The 17,845-nt window shown below is 69.4% G+C and carries 14 protein-coding genes; 7 read left to right on the plus strand and 7 right to left on the minus strand.

What is annotated here, in order from left to right:
* Positions 1–27: 27 nt before the first annotated feature.
* Positions 28–978, plus strand: a complete 951-nt coding sequence (locus tag U3649_RS08015) for a glycosyltransferase family 2 protein (protein WP_407354312.1) — start codon at positions 28–30, stop codon at positions 976–978.
* Here U3649_RS08015 and U3649_RS08020 read toward each other — a convergent pair.
* Positions 926–2,314 (minus strand): hypothetical protein, encoded by a 1,389-nt coding sequence (locus U3649_RS08020; RefSeq protein ID WP_407354313.1) that lies wholly within the window; start codon positions 2,312–2,314, stop codon positions 926–928. The genes U3649_RS08015 and U3649_RS08020 overlap by 53 nt on opposite strands.
* Before the next feature lie 380 nt (positions 2,315–2,694).
* Between U3649_RS08020 and U3649_RS08025 the strand changes: the two genes are divergently transcribed.
* On the plus strand, positions 2,695–4,002 hold the full coding sequence (locus U3649_RS08025) for a hypothetical protein (protein WP_407354314.1): 1,308 nt from the start codon (positions 2,695–2,697) through the stop codon (positions 4,000–4,002).
* Between the two features lie 134 nt (positions 4,003–4,136).
* On the opposite strand, the gene U3649_RS08030 is transcribed toward U3649_RS08025, so the two are convergent.
* Positions 4,137–5,495, minus strand: a complete 1,359-nt coding sequence (locus tag U3649_RS08030) for a M14 family zinc carboxypeptidase (RefSeq protein ID WP_407354315.1) — start codon at positions 5,493–5,495, stop codon at positions 4,137–4,139.
* 289 nt (positions 5,496–5,784) lie between these two features.
* Between U3649_RS08030 and prpB the strand changes: the two genes are divergently transcribed.
* The 3 genes from prpB (at position 5,785) to prpC (ending at position 8,355) form a co-directional block, all read left to right on the plus strand.
* Positions 5,785–6,669 (plus strand): methylisocitrate lyase, encoded by an 885-nt coding sequence (gene prpB, locus U3649_RS08035; protein WP_407354316.1) that lies wholly within the window; start codon positions 5,785–5,787, stop codon positions 6,667–6,669.
* The gene (locus tag U3649_RS08040) at positions 6,669–7,130 is read left to right on the plus strand and encodes a GNAT family N-acetyltransferase (protein ID WP_407354317.1); all 462 of its coding nucleotides are present in this window, start codon (positions 6,669–6,671) and stop codon (positions 7,128–7,130) included. The genes prpB and U3649_RS08040 overlap by 1 nt, the downstream gene beginning before the upstream one ends.
* A 64-nt stretch (positions 7,131–7,194) precedes the next feature.
* Positions 7,195–8,355: a 2-methylcitrate synthase gene (gene prpC, locus U3649_RS08045; RefSeq protein WP_407354318.1), complete on the plus strand. Its 1,161-nt coding sequence runs from the start codon at positions 7,195–7,197 to the stop codon at positions 8,353–8,355.
* 396 nt (positions 8,356–8,751) lie between these two features.
* On the opposite strand, the gene U3649_RS08050 is transcribed toward prpC, so the two are convergent.
* The 5 genes from U3649_RS08050 to U3649_RS08070 form a co-directional block, all read right to left on the minus strand.
* Complete coding sequence (locus U3649_RS08050) at positions 8,752–9,210, minus strand: cell wall hydrolase (RefSeq protein WP_407354319.1); 459 nt, start codon at positions 9,208–9,210, stop codon at positions 8,752–8,754.
* Between the two features lie 335 nt (positions 9,211–9,545).
* Positions 9,546–11,594, minus strand: coding sequence for an FAD-dependent oxidoreductase (locus tag U3649_RS08055; protein ID WP_407354320.1), 2,049 nt, complete (start codon positions 11,592–11,594; stop codon positions 9,546–9,548).
* 256 nt (positions 11,595–11,850) lie between these two features.
* Entirely contained in the window at positions 11,851–12,867 is a 1,017-nt protein-coding gene (locus U3649_RS08060) for a zinc-binding alcohol dehydrogenase family protein (protein ID WP_407354321.1), read from the minus strand.
* A gap of 23 nt (positions 12,868–12,890) precedes the next feature.
* Positions 12,891–13,922 (minus strand): aldo/keto reductase, encoded by a 1,032-nt coding sequence (locus U3649_RS08065; RefSeq protein ID WP_407354322.1) that lies wholly within the window; start codon positions 13,920–13,922, stop codon positions 12,891–12,893.
* Between the two features lie 54 nt (positions 13,923–13,976).
* Positions 13,977–15,212 carry an MFS transporter gene (locus U3649_RS08070; RefSeq protein ID WP_407354323.1) on the minus strand — a complete coding sequence of 412 codons (1,236 nt, stop codon included), beginning with the start codon at positions 15,210–15,212 and terminating at the stop codon, positions 13,977–13,979.
* 101 nt (positions 15,213–15,313) lie between these two features.
* On the opposite strand from U3649_RS08070, the gene U3649_RS08075 reads away from it, so the two are divergent.
* Positions 15,314–16,231 (plus strand): LysR family transcriptional regulator, encoded by a 918-nt coding sequence (locus tag U3649_RS08075; RefSeq protein WP_407354324.1) that lies wholly within the window; start codon positions 15,314–15,316, stop codon positions 16,229–16,231.
* 109 nt (positions 16,232–16,340) lie between these two features.
* Positions 16,341–17,780 carry a bifunctional 2-methylcitrate dehydratase/aconitate hydratase gene (locus tag U3649_RS08080; RefSeq protein WP_407354325.1) on the plus strand — a complete coding sequence of 480 codons (1,440 nt, stop codon included), beginning with the start codon at positions 16,341–16,343 and terminating at the stop codon, positions 17,778–17,780.
* Positions 17,781–17,845: the final 65 nt, after the last annotated feature.

Consider the following 17,845-nt stretch of genomic DNA (forward strand, 5'->3'; position numbering starts at 1 on the left):
GCGGCGGCCTTCCGGAATGATGCCGGCGTGACGGTTCCCCGCATCGCGGTCCTGGTGCCCTGCTACAACGAGGCGCTGACCGTCGAGAAGGTGGTCGCCGATTTCAGGCAGGCCCTGCCCGGCGCCACGGTGTACGTCTTCGACAATGGCTCCGAGGACGACACCGCCCGGCTTGCGCGTGCCGCGGGCGCGCAGGTGGGGTGGGTATCCACCCGCGGCAAGGGCCATGTCGTGCGGCGCCTGTTCGCCGATGTCGAGGCCGACGTCTACCTGCTGGTCGACGGCGACGACACCTATTCGGCAGGGCACGGGCCGCAGATGGTGGAGCGGGTGATGGCCGGCCATGACATGGTGGTGGGTGTCCGCGACGAGGCCGGAAGCGGCGCCTACCGGCCGGGCCATGCGATCGGCAACCGGGTCCTGACCGCGTTCCTTGCCTGGCTGTTCGGCTTTACGTGCCGTGACATCCTGTCCGGTTACCGCGGGTTCTCGCGACGCTTCGTCAAGAGCTTTCCCGGCCAATCGTCCGGCTTCGAGATCGAGACCGAGTTGACCGTGCACGCGCTGGAGCTCCACATGCCGGTCGCGGAAGTCACCACACCCTATCGGGAACGCCCGGCGGGATCGGCCAGCAAGCTCAACACCTGGCGCGATGGGTTCCGGATCCTGCGGACGATTCTCGTGCTGTTCACCACCGAGCGCCCGGTCGCCTTCTACGGAACGATCAGCATCGCACTGTTGGTGCTGGCGTTCGTGCTCTCCGTGCCGCTGCTGGTGACCTATGCACAGACCGGCCTGGTGCCGCGGTTCCCGACCGCGATTCTGACGGCAGCATTGCTCGTCCTGTCCGCCTTGTCCCTGACCGTCGGCCTGATCCTCGACTCGGTCGCCAGGGGCCGCAAGGAACTCCGAGCGTTGGCCTACCTCAGGTACCGGGCGCCGGCCGGGCCGGAATCCGCGTCTGCCAACGGGTCATGACCAGGCCGATGATCGCGGCCACGTTGGCTAGGACGAACCATGGGAATGGGTGGATGTAGCGGTAGGAAATGATGTGCGCGAAGACCAGGTGGCCGGCGAACAGGCCCAGTGAAGCCAACCCCAGGAGGAGGTACTGCTCGCGGCGCGGTTGGCGCCAACCGGCGATCGACGTGATCAGCGCGAGCAGCGGCAGCGCCAGCAGGCAGGTGACGAGCCACCCCCCCGATGCGGCGAAGTAGCGCCGGGCTGGGGATTCCATGCTTTCTATCCCACGCGCGTCCCAGCCCATCCAGATCCTGACGAGCCGCAGGTCGTCCTCGCCCGGTATGCGCGCACCCTTGTCGTCCAGCATCTTCCAGCGGCTTTTCGTCTGGTCGAAGTAGCCGCCCAGCGTTTCGACATTGATTCTCAGCAGCCCGGCCGGATCGTCGAGCAGCGCACGCCGGGTGATGGTGCGGGCCACCTGCTCGGGGTTTTCGCTGCTCGTCTCCAGTACAGACCACAAGCCGCCCTGGTCCCAGATGTGATGGCTGCGCTGCCAATGGTCGTCCAGCGGGATCCGCACCCGGTCTAGCGTGTTGCCGGAAACCCCGGTGCCCTCGAAGTGCTCGGGGCGGATGAGCGGTGCCACCAGCCCGATCTGCATCCTGCCGCTGTGGGCCAAGTATCCCGGCGGCTGCTGCGCCGCATGTCCGTACAGGTGGACGTAGGCGAGATGGATGCCGAGCAGCATTGCCAGCGCCAGTGCCACGTGGCGCGCCTTCTGCAGGTGGCCCATGCCGGTTCCGCTATGCGGCAGGAGCGCGCGTACCAGTGGAACGACCAGCCCGAGGCCGAGCGCCACTGGCAGGAAATTCATCCTGAAGGCGGCGGCGGCAAGGCCGGCGAGGCAGCCCAGGAAGTACCAGCGCAGGCGGCCCGATCCCAGATAGCGCGACAACAGCAGAAGCATGACGACGAACGCAAGCAGCCCGAGCGTTTCGGCCATGACCATTCGCTCGAGGAACACCTGGGCGGGTTCGGTTGCCAGCAGCACGGCCGGCGCCGCGCTCAGCCGGAATCCCAGTCCCAGCGATTGGCGCAGGAACACGAACAATCCCAGGCAACTGAGCAGGGACCAGGTGCCCTGGACGGCGATGACCGCGACCGGCGAATGCAGCCAGGCAACCGGCAGGTGCAAGGCCCAGCCGTACAGGAAGGATCGGCTGCCGCTGCCGGTCAGCAGGGCCGCCGATTGCAGATAGGTCAGCGAGTCGCCGAGGTAGAGCCTCAGGGTGGGATCGATACAGAGCCAAGCCAGCTTGACGCCCAGCAGAACCAGTGTGACCAACAGCATGCCGGCTAGCGGCCTCGACGATGAGGCGGGGGTACGGCGGGCGTGATCAGTCATGCTCATGGGGTTCTGTCTGTGGTCGCGAGCCAAGCAAGCAAACACCCTTGCACGGCAGCCAGCCGAGCGGGCGGCAATGGTAAGGGCCTACGGAGAATGTTGCACGGGGCGCCGGTATCGGGCGCCGTGCGGCCTTAGAACCGGTGTGTCGCGGGTCAGTGCGATCGGCCGAAGGATGTGGCCGACGGCGGACATCGCCGGAAGCGCAACCGTCATATACAAGGCCGAAAAAAAGCCGCAACCGCTACAATCGGACGCGACGCGACGGGCGGCCGCGCGGAACGGAGCGCGCTCGTTGCCATGTTTTCTGCAGCAGGATCCGATGCATGCATGAGCCACGATCGTCGTTGACGCGTGTCCACCGCGTCTGGACTGCCGCCGCCCTGGTGCAGTGGGCGCTGGTGGTCGGTGTAGGTGTTTGGCTCGCGGTGTGGTGGCAGCCGGAGCCGCACAGCGATTGGTTGCACTACTGGTACGCCGCCGGCGAGCCGGACAGGTACGAGCGGGGCGGCGCTTCGCTCTGGTTGCTCGCGATCCCGAAAGCCTTGGGATGGTCTCCGGTCGCGTCGGCGCTGGCGCTCAATCTGCCGGCTGCGAGCCTGCTTGGATTCCTCGCCTATCGCGTCGACCCCACGCGCTGGCGATGGCTGGCGCAGATGGTGGTCGCTTATCTCCTGCTGATCACCCCGTTCTTCGGCATCGTCCAGCTCGACCTGATCGCCGCAGCGCAGCTGGCGCTGGGTCTTTGGTTCGCGCTCGATCCGCGCATCGGCGTGCGCCGGACCACGCGGCTGGCTCTGGCGACCATGGCGGTCGCCTTCGCCGTGTCGACCAAGCCTCAGTACGCGCTCGTCCTATGGGCACTGCTCGGCATGGCGGTCGTGACGTGCCTGTTCGCCCGGTTCCGTGCTGGATTTCTGGTCCGAGGCGTCTACGGCGTCTTGCTGGCCGGGACGTTGCTCGGTTTTGCAGCCGACATGGCGATGCGCAAGACGAGCGGACGCATGGAAGCCGTCCGCACCAGTTCGGCGGTTACCCTGTACGGCGGGCTGCTGGTTTCCGGCGACTCGCGCGAGCAGGGCTGCGGATACTGGTCGGTGGAGGCCGCATCCGCGGCACGCGCGGATCTCGGCAAGCCGATGGCCATCGCGATCCGGGACCGCCTGCTGGCACGACCGCTGGGCCACTGGATGTCGGTGGTGGAATGCAAGCTTCCGCAGATCGTCAGCCCACCGCCCTATGCGCTCTACTGGCTGGTCGAATCGCCCAACATCCGCGAGCGCATCGACGCAAGCCCCGACCGTGAACGGATCGATGCCCGCTACGATCAGGCGATCGCCTGGGAAAGCCGTGTCTATCGTGTCCTGACGGCACTGATACTGCTGGCCTGCTTTTGGACATCGGTGCGCCTGTGGCGCAACGGCTCCCAGCTCGCCGGGCTGCCGGTGCTGTGGATCCTGGCTTTCTGGGGCGTGCACACGATATTCGAAATCCAGGGGCGCTACTTCCTCGGCATGTTCGTGGTGGCGCCGCTGTTGTGCGCCGCCCTGCTGCGGCAACGGCCGGATGCCCAGCAAGGCGAGGGGGTGCAACCCGCCGGCGCGGCGCCGGATCGGGGTCAGGCCGCGGCCTGAGTCATGACGACCATGCGGGGGCTGGCCGTGAGGCATGATCGATGCCGCCCGTGCCGAGGCGAAGACTTGTCGCCGCGCGTGCCGATGGTCGGCCGTGGTCTGGATTCCCCGAGGTAGGGCAGTGGTTCCGAGCGTCAGTCGGGACGCGGCCGCTTCGGGTCGACGTCGCCGGCCAGCGTCCAGATGATGTCGCTGCCGGCCGCGTCGCGGCTCAGGTGGATATAGGCAGGTGCGCCCACCGCGAGGCCGGTCGGCGTACGTGGATCTGCGCCGGGCGCCGGTGCCGCCTCCATCGGCACGATGAACAGGTCGGAGGCGTCCAGCGTGTGCCGCGCCTTCGTCGATCCGAGGTCGCCGATGTCGGCGATGGTTCCGCCGCGTTCGGCCAAGGGATGCTCGAAGTTGACCAGCACGTCGGCCCGGACCGGCGGGAGCCCCGGCGCGGCGACGTTGCCCCCCCGGATCAGGAGGTCGGGGAAAACCCGGCCGTTTTCCGGAAGCCCGGTGTAGAGCGCGTGCGGCGTGCCGGCATGGCTGCCGTCCGCGATCGCGTCCAGCGCGGCCGCGAGCGCGAGGAAGTTCAACCGACGCAGCGCCTGCTTCTCCGGATCGCCCTCGATGCCGCCGGACTCGATCAGGATGGTGCTGGTGCCCCATTGCGTCATCAGGTCTCCGAACGCGCGCGGGTTGAAGGTATCGTCCCAGCGGGCGATGCGCCCGGGAATGCGGGGTTCCAGGGCGATGCGGATCACCGCGGCGACCTCGATCGCGCGTGCGCGGACTTCGTTCACGCCGCGGCCTTCGTCGAACGGCGGCGCGAGCAGGGCGATCGCGGTGCCGAGATCCGAGTCGCCGGCGCGATAGCCAGGGTCCTGGTCGTGCAGGTTGAACCCGTACGCAGGCTCCAGCCGGTCCCGCAATGCCTTCAGTGCGCGGGCTTCCGGGGTGGCGAGCGCCCTGGCGTCGCGGTTCAGGTCGATTCCCTGGGCATTGCGCCGCTGGAAGCGGGCCGCACCGTCGGGATTCATGACCGGAAGGAAGTGCAGCGACGTCCGCTCGCGCAGGCGCGCGACCACCGGGTGATCGGGGTGTTCGCCGAGGAAGCGGAACAGATCCGCCAGCGCCATCGACGCGGTGCTCTCGTCCCCGTGCATCTGCGACCACAGCAGCACCCGGGTCGGCCCGTTCCCCCAGTGGACGTGGCGGAGCGGGCGTCCCTCCACGCTGCTGCCGACCGCTTCCACGGCGAAGCCGCGCTCCTCCGCCAACAGCGGCATCGCCGCCTCCCACCATTGTTCCGGGGAGAAAGTGCGTGTTTCCAGCCCCTGCGCCCGCAGTTGCCCGTCGTAACGTCGATCGAGATCGTCCAGCCACGCGGGTGGCGCCGGCACCGGCATGGCGGTGGACGCCTGCTCGTCGGTATCGCTGGACGGGACGCCGTGGGTGCAGGCGACCGTGGCCACGGCCGTCAGCGACAGAAGCAGCGGAAACATCGAAAGCGGAAGGCGCATCGCGGACACCGAGAACACGGCGGGGACTGCCGGGTGGCCGCAGCGTCCGTGCCGGACACGCGAATGTCAAACCGCTGGCGGCCGCGGCAGGCGTATGGGCGCGGGGGCGTGCGGACTACCACAGGGCTTCCAGCGCTGCCCATGCGGTCACGGGCGCCGACCGCAACGGCGCTGCCGAGCACCCCGGTTGGGGGCGGCGACGGCCGGTGGCATGCGGCCGCCTGCGCTAAAATGCAGCGTTGCGCGCATGCGCAGCGTCACGGAGGCTCCAATGACCATCCCATCGTCCGGCACGGCGTTCCGGGCCGCACTTGCGGCGGAGTCGCCGCTGCAGGTCATCGGCGCGATCAACGCCAACCATGCGCTGCTGGCCAAGCGCGCCGGCTACCGCGCGATCTACCTGTCCGGCGGCGGCGTCGCCGCGGGGTCGCTGGGCATGCCGGACCTCGGCATCAACACGCTCGAGGACGTGCTGGTCGACGTGCGCCGCATCACCGACGTCTGCGACCTGCCGCTGCTGGTCGATATCGACACCGGCTTCGGCCCGAGCGCGTTCAACATCGCGCGCACGGTGAAGTCGCTGATCAAGGCCGGTGCGGGCGCCTGCCACATCGAGGACCAGGTCGGCGCCAAGCGCTGCGGGCACCGTCCCGGCAAGGAGATCGTCAGCGCCGGCGAGATGGCCGACCGGGTCAAGGCCGCGGCGGACGCGAAGACCGATCCGGACTTCTTCCTGATCGCGCGCACGGACGCCATCGCCGTCGACGGCGTGGACGCGGCGATCGAACGCGCCGTCGCCTGCGTCGAGGCCGGCGCCGACGGTATTTTCGCCGAGGCGGCGTACGACCTCGACACGTACCGGCGCTTCGTCGATGCGGTGCAGGTGCCGGTGCTGGCCAACATCACCGAATTCGGCGCCACGCCGTTGTTCAGCCGCGACGAGCTGGCGTCGGCGGGCGTGGCGATCCAGCTGTTCCCGCTGTCGGCGTTCCGGGCGATGAACCGTGCCGCCGAGAACGTCTACGCCGCGATCCGCCGCGACGGCCACCAGAAGAACGTCGTCGACGGCATGCAGACCCGCGACGAACTGTACGAACGGATCGGCTACCACGCCTACGAGCAGCGGCTGGATGCGCTGTTCGCGGCCAAGCGCTGATGGAGGTCCGTTTCCGCGACGCGGTCCGCGACGACCTGCCGGCGATCGTCGCCATGCTGGCGGACGATCCGCTGGGGGCTGCGCGCGAATCGGCGCAGGATCCGTTCGCGTCGCACTACGTCCGGGCCTTCGAAGCGATCGAGCGCGATCCCAACCAGCGCCTGGTCGTCGGCGAGGACGCGCAGGGCGCGAACGCGGTCTGCCAGATCACCCTGGTGCCCGGGCTGAGCCGCAACGGTGCGACCCGCGCGTTGCTCGAAAGCATCCGCGTAGCCAGCCGTTGCCGCGGCCAGGGCATGGGCGAGCGGCTGCTGCGCCACGTGCTGGACGTTGCCCGGGCGTCCGGGGCCGGCATCGTGCAGCTGACTTCCGACCGTTCGCGCGGCGATGCGCACCGTTTCTATCAACGGCTCGGATTCGAGCCCAGCCACGTCGGCTTCAAGATGCCGCTGCGGCCCTAGCGCAGCCACCGATTTCCGATAGCGCCGCGGCGGGATCCGCGGTGCAACGCCAAGGAGACGACAGATGAGCGATACCCCAACCAGCCCCGCCGGGTTCAAGCCGAAGAAATCGGTCGCGCTGAGCGGCACCGCCGCCGGCAACACCGCGCTGTGCACGGTCGGCCGCAGCGGCAACGACCTGCATTACCGCGGCTACGACATCCTCGACCTGGCCACGACCAGCGAGTTCGAGGAGATCGCCTACCTGCTGGTGCACGGCAAGCTGCCGACGATGGCCGAGCTGGAAGCCTACAAGACCCGGCTGCAGTCGCTGCGCGGCCTGCCGGCCGCCTTGAAGTCGGCGCTCGAGCAGCTGCCGCCGTCGGCGCACCCGATGGACGTGATGCGCACCGGCGTGTCGGTGCTGGGCTGCGCGCTGCCGGAGAAGGACGACCACAACCATCCCGGCGCGCGCGACATCGCCGACCGGCTGATGGCGTCGCTCGGCTCGATGCTGCTGTACTGGTATCACTTCAGCCACAACGGCCGCCGGATCGAGGTGGAGACCGACGACGACAGCATCGGCGGGCACTTCCTGCACCTGCTGCACGGCGAAAAGCCGCGCACTTCCTGGGTGCGGGCGATGCACACCAGCCTGATCCTGTACGCCGAGCACGAGTTCAACGCCAGCACCTTCGCCGCGCGCGTGATCGCCGGCACCGGCAGCGACATGCACTCGTGCATCGCCGGCGCGATCGGGGCGCTGCGCGGGCCCAAGCACGGCGGCGCCAACGAGGTCGCGTTCGAGATACAGAAGCGCTACGAGACGCCGGACGACGCCGAGGCCGACATCCGCGCCCGCGTCGAACGCAAGGAGGTGATCATCGGCTTCGGACATCCGGTCTACACCGTCGGCGATCCGCGCAACCAGGTGATCAAGCAGGTGGCGAAGGAGCTGTCCATCGAGCAGGGCAGCACGAAGATGTACGACATCGCCGAGCGCCTGGAGTCGACGATGTGGGAGGTCAAGAAGATGTTCCCGAACCTCGACTGGTTCAGCGCGGTGAGCTACCACATGATGGGCGTGCCGACGGCGATGTTCACGCCGCTGTTCGTGATCGCCCGCACCAGCGGCTGGGCCGCGCACGTGATCGAACAGCGCATCGACGGCAAGATCATCCGTCCCAGCGCCAACTACACCGGCCCGGAGAACCGCGAGTTCGTCCCCATAAACCGCCGTTCGTGATCCGATGGAGTCATCAGATCATGTCGACTCCGACGAGACGGCTCCCGCATGACATCAACGCCCCTCTCCCGCTTGCGGGAGAGGGGATGGGGTGAGGGCGCTTTTGGCGGGAAATCAAAAGCGCCTCATCCGGCGCTTCGCGCCACCTTCTCCCGCAAGCGGGAGAAGGGATCTTCCGCCCTTGCAACAAGCCGCCCAAGCCTGGCCGGTTCCCGTATTGCGCTTTGTTCTTGGGTCTGCTGCGTGCGGCTGCACGTTCGCCGCGCGTGAGCCAGCGGAGCACCAATGGTGCCTCTTTTCAGAACGCGGAGCGCCGTGAACGACCAAGGCCGGAAATCGCCGGCCATAAAAAAGCCGCGCATCGCGCGGCCTTCTTCCGTGGCGGGCATGCATCCACTACGACCCACGCGGCTTGAGTTTCTGCACCCGCAGGAAGGTGTGATCGCCGATGGTCGCCACCTGGTAGGCGTTGCGCCAGCTCGGGCTGGCGATGTTGTGCGCGAGGAAGTGGCTGGCGCCGGGCACGATCTCCTTGCGCTCGCCGGCCGGCAGCGCCCAGTTGCGCTCGGACTCGATCGCGATGGTCACCGCGCGCGACCACGCGTCGGCATTGCGCAGCCGCGTGCGCGGGGAGACGATGCCCGGCGCGAACTGCTTGCGCGCGGTGACCACCTCGCACATCGAGTCGCCCCACAGGCCGCTTTCCTGGCGGCGCAGCGCCACCTCGGCCACCGCCTGCTGGCCGCGCGGCGATTGGTCGCGCGCTTCCAGGTACAGGGTGGTGCTCAGGCACAGCGAATCGGCCGCGGGTTGCGGCAGGATCGAGGCCAGCCAGAGGATCCAGTCCAGCTTCATCGGGTTCGGACTCCTTGCTCCGTTGCGCCGCTCCTCCCGCACCGCTTCGGCAGCGGTGTGGTCATGGATCCGGCATGGCGAATGGGTGCACCCGCGCCGGGGTGCGACTCGCGATGGCTCGCGACAAGAAGGGCAGCGGCTCTATGGCGCTTTCGCCCCGGCGGCCTGGCGGGGATCCGCCTTGGCCGGGCCCGCCGCATTCAGCCCGGCGGGGAAGGTGCGCGCACGGTAACGGGCGCTTTCCGAACCATCCCTGAATAGGGAGGCCGCGATGGCTTGATCGGAATCCCGATCCGTATCAGGCACTTGCTGCGGCGCAGCGCCTCCGGCCCCGGTCAGATCGCGGCGGCGACGCGGCTGCCCTGGGCGATGGCGCGCTTGGCGTCCAGTTCGGCGGCGACGTCGGCGCCGCCGATGACGTGCACCTCGGTGCCGGCCGCGCGCAGCGGTTCCAGCAGTTCGCGCCGCGGTTCCTGGCCCGCGCAGACCACCACGTGGTCGACCGTCAGCAGCTGGTCGGCGCCGTCGACGCGGATGTGGAAGCCCTCGTCGTCCACGCGCAGGTACTCGATCCCGCCCAGCGCCTTCACCCCCTTGGCCTTGAGCGTGCTGCGATGGATCCAGCCGGTGGTCTTGCCCAGCCGCGCACCCGGGCGGCCGGCACTGCGCTGCAGCAGCCAGACCTGCCTGGACGGCGGCTCCGGCCGCGGCGGCGCCAGGCCGCCGGCGCCGGCGAACGCCGGATCGACCCCCCATTCGCGCATCCACAGCTGCGGGTCCAGCGCCGGCGAGGTGCCGTCGTGGACCAGGTACTCGGCGACATCGAAGCCGATCCCGCCGGCGCCGACGATCGCCACCCGCCGGCCGCAGACCACGCGCCCCTGCAGCACGTCGAGGTAACCGACCACCTTCGGATGGTCGCAGCCTTCGAACTCGACCGCGCGCGGCAGCACGCCGGTGGCGAGGACCACGCCGTCGAATCCGCGCAGCGCCTGCGCATCGACCCTGGCGGACAACCGCAGCCGCACGCCGGTTTCCTCGAGCCGGTGGCGGAAGTAGCGCAGCGTCTCGTGGAACTCCTCCTTGCCGGGGATCTTCTTGGCGAGGTTGAATTGGCCGCCGATCTCGTCGGCGGCATCGAACAGCGTGACCCGGTGCCCGCGCTGCGCGGCCACGGTGGCGGCGGCCAGGCCGGCCGGACCCGCCCCGACCACGGCGATGGTCCGTGGGGTCTTCGCCGGCAGGTAGTTCAGCTCGGTCTCGGCGCCGGCGCGCGGATTGACCAGGCAGCTTGCGGTTTTGTTCTGGAACACGTGGTCGAGGCAGGCCTGGTTGCAGGCGATGCAGGTATTGATCGCCTGCGCGCGGCCGTCGCGCGCCTTGCGCACCCAGTCGGGGTCGGCCAGCAGCGGACGTGCCATCGACACCATGTCGGCGCCGCCGCCGGCGAGGATCGCTTCGGCCACGTCGGGCATGTTGATGCGGTTGGTCGCGACCAGCGGCAGCCGCACGTGCGGGCGCAGCTTGGCGGTGACGCCGGCGAAGGCCGCGCGCGGCACCGAGGTGGAGATGGTGGGCACGCGGGCCTCGTGCCAGCCGATGCCGGTGTTGAGCAGCGTCGCGCCGGCGGCCTCGATCGCCCCGGCCTGGAGAACGATCTCGTCCCAGTCGGAGCCGTCCGGCACCAGTTCGAGCATCGACAGCCGGTAGACGAGGATGAAATCGTCGCCGCAGGCCTCGCGGACGCGCGCCACGATCTCGGTGGCGAAGCGCATGCGGCGCTCGAGGCTGCCGCCCCAGCGGTCGTCGCGGCGGTTGGTGCGCGCGCTGGCGAACTGGTTGATCAGATAGCCCTCGGAACCCATGATCTCGACGCCGTCGTAGCCGCCCTCGCGCGCCAGCCGCGCCGCCTGCGCGTAGGCGGCGATGGTGCGCTCGACGCCGGCCGCGCCCAGCGCGCGCGGGGTGAAGGGGTTGATCGGCGCCTTGATCCGCGACGGCGCCACCGAGAACGGGTGGTAGGCGTAGCGCCCGGCGTGCAGCAGTTGCAGGCAGATCTTGGCGCCGTGCGCATGCACCGCGTCGGTGACCTGGCGGTGCTTGTGCGCCTCCCACGGCCAGCTCAGCTTGCCGGCGAACGGCTTCAGCCAGCCGGCGATGTTGGGCGAGAAGCCGCCGGTGACGATCAGGCCGACGCCGCCGGCGGCGCGTTCGGCGAAATAGGCCGCGAGCTTCGGGAAGTCGCGTGCGCGATCCTCCAGCCCGGTATGCATCGAACCCATCAGCACGCGGTTGCGCAGCGTGGTGAAGCCGAGGTCGAGCGGCGCCAGCAGATGCGGATATTGTCCGGCGGCGAGAGAGAAGGCGGGGGCGGCAACGGGCATGCGAGATACGCCGGCGTACGGAGCGCGCACGATGCCATGACCGGGGCGGTTTCGCCACGGCGCCATACCGGCAGGCCGCCAGCGGTGCCTGCAACCCGTCACTTCCAGCCCGGACCGTAGAGCCGAGCTCGCTCGGCTGCTCTTTGAATCTTCCGGAGGCGCAACCAACGGTTCGGGTGGACGTGCGGGAGCAGCGGAGCAAGCTCCGCTCTACGATGCGGGACGTGACCTGTGCGGGTGGCGATGAGGCTGCCGGCTACCAGCCCGCCAGTACCAGCTTGCCGATGGTGCTTCCGGACTCGAGCCGACGATGCGCCTCGCGCATGGTGGCCGCGTCGATCCTGCCGAGCGTCTCGCTGCGGGTGCCGCGCAGTTTGCCGGCATCGACCAGCTCGCCGACGCGATCGAGGATCCGGCCCTGTTCGCCCATGTCGAGCGTGCGGAAGAGAGCGCGCGCGAACATCATCTCCCAGTGGATGCCGATGCATTTGGCTTTGTAGGGATCGCCGATCTTCAAGGCGTCTTCGGGTTCGACGATCAGGCCGACATGTCCCTGCGGCGCCAGCAGTTCGCCCAGCGGCTCCCAGTAGCGGTCGGTGTCGGCGAGGTTGATCGCGGCATCGACGTGATCGAAGCCGAGCTGGCCGATCTGCTCGGCCAGCGGCTGGCGATGGTCGATCACGTGGTGCGCGCCCAGCTTCCGGCACCAGTCGATCGTCTCCCGGCGCGAGGCGGTGGCGATGACGGTGAAGCCGGCCAGCCGCGCCAGCTGGATCGCGATCGAGCCGACGCCGCCGGCGCCGGCGATCACCAGCAGCGTCCTGCCTTCGCCGCCGCCGTCGAATGCATAAGGCATGCGCTCGAACAGCAGTTCCCAGGCGGTGAGCGCGGTCAGCGGCAGTGCCGCGGCATCGGCGAAATCCAGCGCCCCGGGCTTGCTGCCGGCCAGGCGCTCGTCGACCAGCTGGAACTCGGCGTTGCTGCCGGGGCGGGTGATGTCGCCGGCGTAGTACACGGCGTCACCGGGCTTGAAGCGCGCGACCTGGTCACCGACCGCCTCGACCACGCCGGCGGCGTCGTATCCCAGCACCTTCGGCGCGTCCTCCACCTGCGGCTTCGGCGCCCGCACCTTGGTGTCGACCGGATTGACCGACACCGCCTCCACCCGCACCAGCAGGTCGTGTCCGGCGGCCTCCGGCCTGGGCAGCTCGACGTCGACCAGCGATTGCGGATCGTCGATGGGCAGGTAGCGGGTGAGGGCGACGGCTTTCATGGCGGAACTCCGTTGGGGAAGGATCAGACCGGCACCGGGCTGCGTTCGGCGAACTGCCCGTTCCAGTAAGGGTAGTAGGGATAGGGTGGCGTCACCGTGCTGGCGGCATCGAGCCGTGCGACCTGCTCCGGCGTCGGTTCCCACCCGACCGCGCCGAGGTTCTGCCGCAGTTGCGCCTCGTTGCGGGCGCCGACCAGCACCGTCGCCACGGTCGGGCGCCGCAGTAGCCAGTTCAGCGCCACCTGCGGCACCGTTTTGCCGCATTCCTCGGCAACGGCATCGAGCGCATCGACCACCCGGTACAGGCGTTCCTCGTCGACCGGCGGCGCGAAGCCGGCGGTGTCGTGCAGACGGCTGCCTTCCGGCAGCGGCTGGCCGCGGCGGATCCTGCCGGTCAGGCGGCCCCAGCCGAGCGGGCTCCAGACCACGGCGCCGAGCCCCTGGTCGATGCCGAGCGGCATCAGTTCCCATTCGTAGTCGCGGCCGATCAGCGAGTAGTAGGCCTGGTTGGCCACGTAGCGGGGGGTACCGAGGCGATCGGCCGCGGCCAGTGACTTCATCAGCTGCCAGCCGGAGAAATTCGAGGCGCCGAGGTACCGGACCTTGCCGGCGCGCACCAGTCCGTCGAGCGTCGACAGGGTTTCCTCGACCGGGGTGCGGGCGTCGAACGCGTGCAGCTGCAGCAGGTCGATGTAGTCGGTGCCCAGCCGGCGCAGGGCATCCTCCACCGCGCGCACGAGGTGGAAGCGCGAGGCGCCGACCGCGTTCGGGTCGTCGCCGGCGCGCAGGCCGGTCTTGGTCGACAGCAGCACGCGGTCGCGGCGGCCCTTGATCGCGGCGCCGAGGATCGATTCGGAGGCGCCGTCGGAATACACATCGGCGGTGTCGAAGAAATTCACGCCGGCGTCGAGGCAGATGTCGATCAGCCGCGTGGCCTCCGCGGCGTCCGTGCTGCCCCAAGCCGAGAACAGCGCCCCCTTGCCGCCGAACGTGCCGACGCCGAAACCGAGCGCCGGCACCTTGAGGCCCGAGGCGCCGAGAAAACGATATTCCATGGTGAAACTCCGGTTGCGGTTCCGTGAGAAGGGAATGGGGCCTGTTGATGGGCCCTAGCAGCCCGCGCCTTCGGCGCAAGGTGCCTGCCGCGGCGTCGCCGCAGCGGCGTGGCGGCGATCCAGCCGCAGCGCCCACAGCGCCACCAGGAACGCGGCCAGCGGCACCAGCGCCGCCACCCAGGTCAGCGACTGCAGCCCCAGGCCGCGGTCGATCGCCTGGCCGCCCAGCCATGCGCCCAGGGCGTTGCCGAGATTGAAGGCGCCGATGTTGAAGCTCGAGGCCAGGCTCTGCCCTGCGCCTTCGGCCCGGGACAGCACCCACATCTGCAGCGGCGGCACGGTGGCGAAGGCGGCGGCGCCGAGCAGGCCGACGAACGCCACGGCCAGCCATTTGTCGTGCAGCGCGAAGGTCATCAGTCCCAGCACCGCCGCCAGCAGCAGCAGGGTGCCCAGCACGGCCGGCACCAGCCGGCGGTCGGCGAGCCTGCCGCCGACCAGGTTGCCGACGACCAGCCCGCCGCCGAACACCAGCAGGATCGGCGAGACCGCGGCGTCGCCGAACCCGGTGACCCGGGTCAGGATCGGCGCGATGTAGGTGAACACCACGAACATGCCGCCGAAGCCGAGCACCGTGGTCAGCAGCCCCAGCAGCACCGGTCCGCGCGCCAGCGCGCGCAGGTCGGCGCGCCAGTCGCCGGGCCCGGGCGGCGCGGCGGTGCGCGGCAGGTAGCGGGCGAGCACCGCCAGCGCGATCATTCCGATGGCGGTCACCGCGAAGAAGGTGGCGCGCCAGCCCAGCGCCTGCCCAAGCCAGGTGCCGAGCGGGACGCCGAGGACGGTGGCGACGGTCAGCCCGGTGAACATGATCGCGATCGCCGAGGCGCGGCGCTCGGGCGGCACCAGGCCGGTGGCGACCACCGAGCCGACCCCGAAGAACGTGCCGTGGGCGAATGCGGTCAGCACCCGCGCCGCCATCAGCAGGCCGTACGAAGGCGCGAGCGCGCAGGCGAGATTGCCGAGGGTGAAGATCGCCATCAGCGCCAGCAGCGTGGTCCGCTGCGGCCAGCGACCGGTCAGCACCGTCATCAGTGGCGCGCCGACCACCACGCCGAGGGCGTAGCCGGAGATCAGCAGGCCCGCCGCGGATAGCGACACGCCCAGGTCGGTGCCGACTTCCAGCAGCAGGCCCATGATCACGAATTCGGTGACGCCGATGCCGAAGGCGCCGGCGGTGAGCGCATAGAGCGCCGGCGGCGTGCGCGGCCGTGCGGCGGCTTGCAGGACGGACATGATGGAGGCGACGCGATGGAGGAGGGCGCAGCCTAGGGTGTCGCGTCTTCTGCAGAAACAGGGGTTATGATGAATCACTTTAAACGAATCATTTAAAATAGATGGATCGCATCGACGACATCGCCCTGTTCCTGCGCGTGCTGGACCTCGGCTCGATCAGCGCCGCCGCGCGCAGCCTGGACCTGTCGCCGGCGCTGGCCAGCCAGCGCCTGCAGCGGCTGGAACAGGCGCTCGGCGTGCGCCTGCTGCACCGGAGCACCCGGCGCCTGCACGCGACCCCGGAAGGCGCGGTGCTGGCCGAGCAGGGCCGGGTGCTGGTCGAGGACCTGGAAACCCTGACCGGCGGGCTGCGCCAGGCCGGCACCGAGGTCGCCGGCAACCTGCGGGTCACCACCTCGGCTTCGTTCGGGCGCCAGTACGTCTCGCCGCTGCTGCCGGAGTTCCTGGAACGGCATCCCGCGATCCGGCTCAGCATCGACCTCGACGATCGTGAGCAGGACCTGGTGAGCGCCGGCTACGACGTCGCCATCCGCATCGGCGCGCTCGACGATTCCAGCCTGGTCGCCCGTCGCCTGGCCACCAACCGGCGCGTGCTGTGCGCCTCGCCCGCCTACCTGCGCCGGCGCGGCGTCCCCGACGCTCCGGAGGACCTGGCGCGGCACGACTGCGTGCTGCTGGTCGGCAGCCGCGGGCGGCAGGACCTCTGGCACCTGGGCGACGGTCGCGGCGGCAGGACCACGGTGCGGGTACGCGGCCGTTTCGAGAGCAACTACGGCGAGGTGCTGCGCGACGCGGTGGTCGCCGGCTTCGGCATCGCCATGCACTCGGTCTGGCATGTCTGCGACGACCTGCGCGCCGGCCGGCTGCAGGTGGTGCTGCCGGGCCACCCGATCGCCGATACCGGCATCCATGCGCTCATGCCGCAGCGGCGGCTGGTGCCGCTGCGGGTGCGGGCGTTCGTGGACTTCCTGGCCGAGAGGTTCGGCGAAAACCCGCCTTGGGAAGCGAGGAACGAGTGAAGAGGAACGAGAAACGAGAGGGATGACCTGCTCCACTCGTTTCTCGTTCCTAGTTTCTCGTTCCCCGGCAATGCAAAATAGCCGGTTCATTTCCCCGCGAGTCCGCCCGATGAGCCATTCCGACATCCGCTCCGCCACCCGTCCCAGCCCCGACCAGCCGATGGTCGACATCGCGGACTACGTGATCGATACCCGGATCGACTCGGAGGAGGCCTACGACACCGCGCGCTACATGCTGCTCGACTCGCTCGCCTGCGCGATGCTGGCGATGAAGTTTCCCGACTGCGTGAAGCACCTGGGTCCGCTGGTGCCGGGCGGCGAGATCGCCGGCGGCGCGCGCGTCCCCGGCACGAAGTTCGAGCTCGACCCGGCCCAGGCGGCCTTCAACATCGGCACCCTGGTGCGCTGGCTCGATTTCAACGACACCTGGCTGGCGGCGGAGTGGGGCCACCCGTCGGACAACCTCGGCGCGATCCTGGCCGTCGCCGACTGGCAGGCGCGCAAGGAGGGCAAGGCGATCACCGTGCGCGACGTGCTCGGCTGGGCGATCAAGGCGCACGAGATCCAGGGCGTCTACGCGCTGCAGAACTCGTTCAACCGGGTCGGCCTCGACCACGTGATCCTGGTGCGGCTGGCCTCGACCGCCGTGAGCACCGCCATGCTGGGCGGCGGCAAGGAGGAGATCGTCAACGCGGTTTCCCACTCCTGGATCGACAACGGCGTGCTGCGGACCTACCGCCACGCCCCCAACACCGGGCCGCGCAAGAGCTGGGCCGCCGGCGACGCCTGCCGCCGCGCCGTGATCCATGCCATCAACGCCGCGCACAAGCGGGTGGTCGGCTACCCGAGCGCCCTGTCGGCCAAGACCTGGGGCTTCTACGACATCGCCTTCCAGGGCCGGGAATTCCGGTTCGAGCGGCCGTTCGGCAGTTACGTGATGGAGAACGTGCTGTTCAAGATCAGCTATCCGGCCGAATTCCACGCCCAGACCGCGGTCGAGTGCGCGATGGCCCTGCACGGACAGGTCGCCGACCGCCTCGACCAGGTCGAGAGGATCGTCATCGAGACCCAGGAAGCCGGCGTGCGCATCATCGACAAGACCGGTCCGCTGGCCAACTATGCCGACCGCGACCACTGCATCCAGTACATGGTCGCGGTGCCGCTGATCTTCGGCCGCCTGACCGCCGCCGACTACAACGACGACGTCGCCGCCGATCCCCGCATCGACGCCTTGCGCGACCGCATGGAGGTCCGCGAGAATCCCCGGTTCACCCAGGACTACTTCGATCCGGAAAAGCGCTACATCGGCAATTCGGTGCAGGTGTTCTTCAAGGACGGCAGCGCCACCGAGCGGGTGTCGATCGATTACCCGATCGGCCACCGCAACCGCCGTGCCGAGGGCATCCCGGTGCTGATGGCCAAGTGCGAGGCGGCGCTGCGCGCGCACCTGGCGGCGGACCAGGCCGACCGGTTGATGGCCTTGGCGGCCGCGCCCGGCGCCCTCGATGCGCTGCCGGTTTCGGAGTTCCTCGACCTCTACCGTTGCTGAACGGGAGAGGGTTCATATTGCTTGGCGGCCGGTAACTGTTATGCTAGCGTTAACAGCGTCTTCAC

Origin of the sequence: Luteimonas sp. R10 (assembly GCF_045689605.1) — a bacterium.
Classification (GTDB): Bacteria; Pseudomonadota; Gammaproteobacteria; order Xanthomonadales; family Xanthomonadaceae; genus Luteimonas.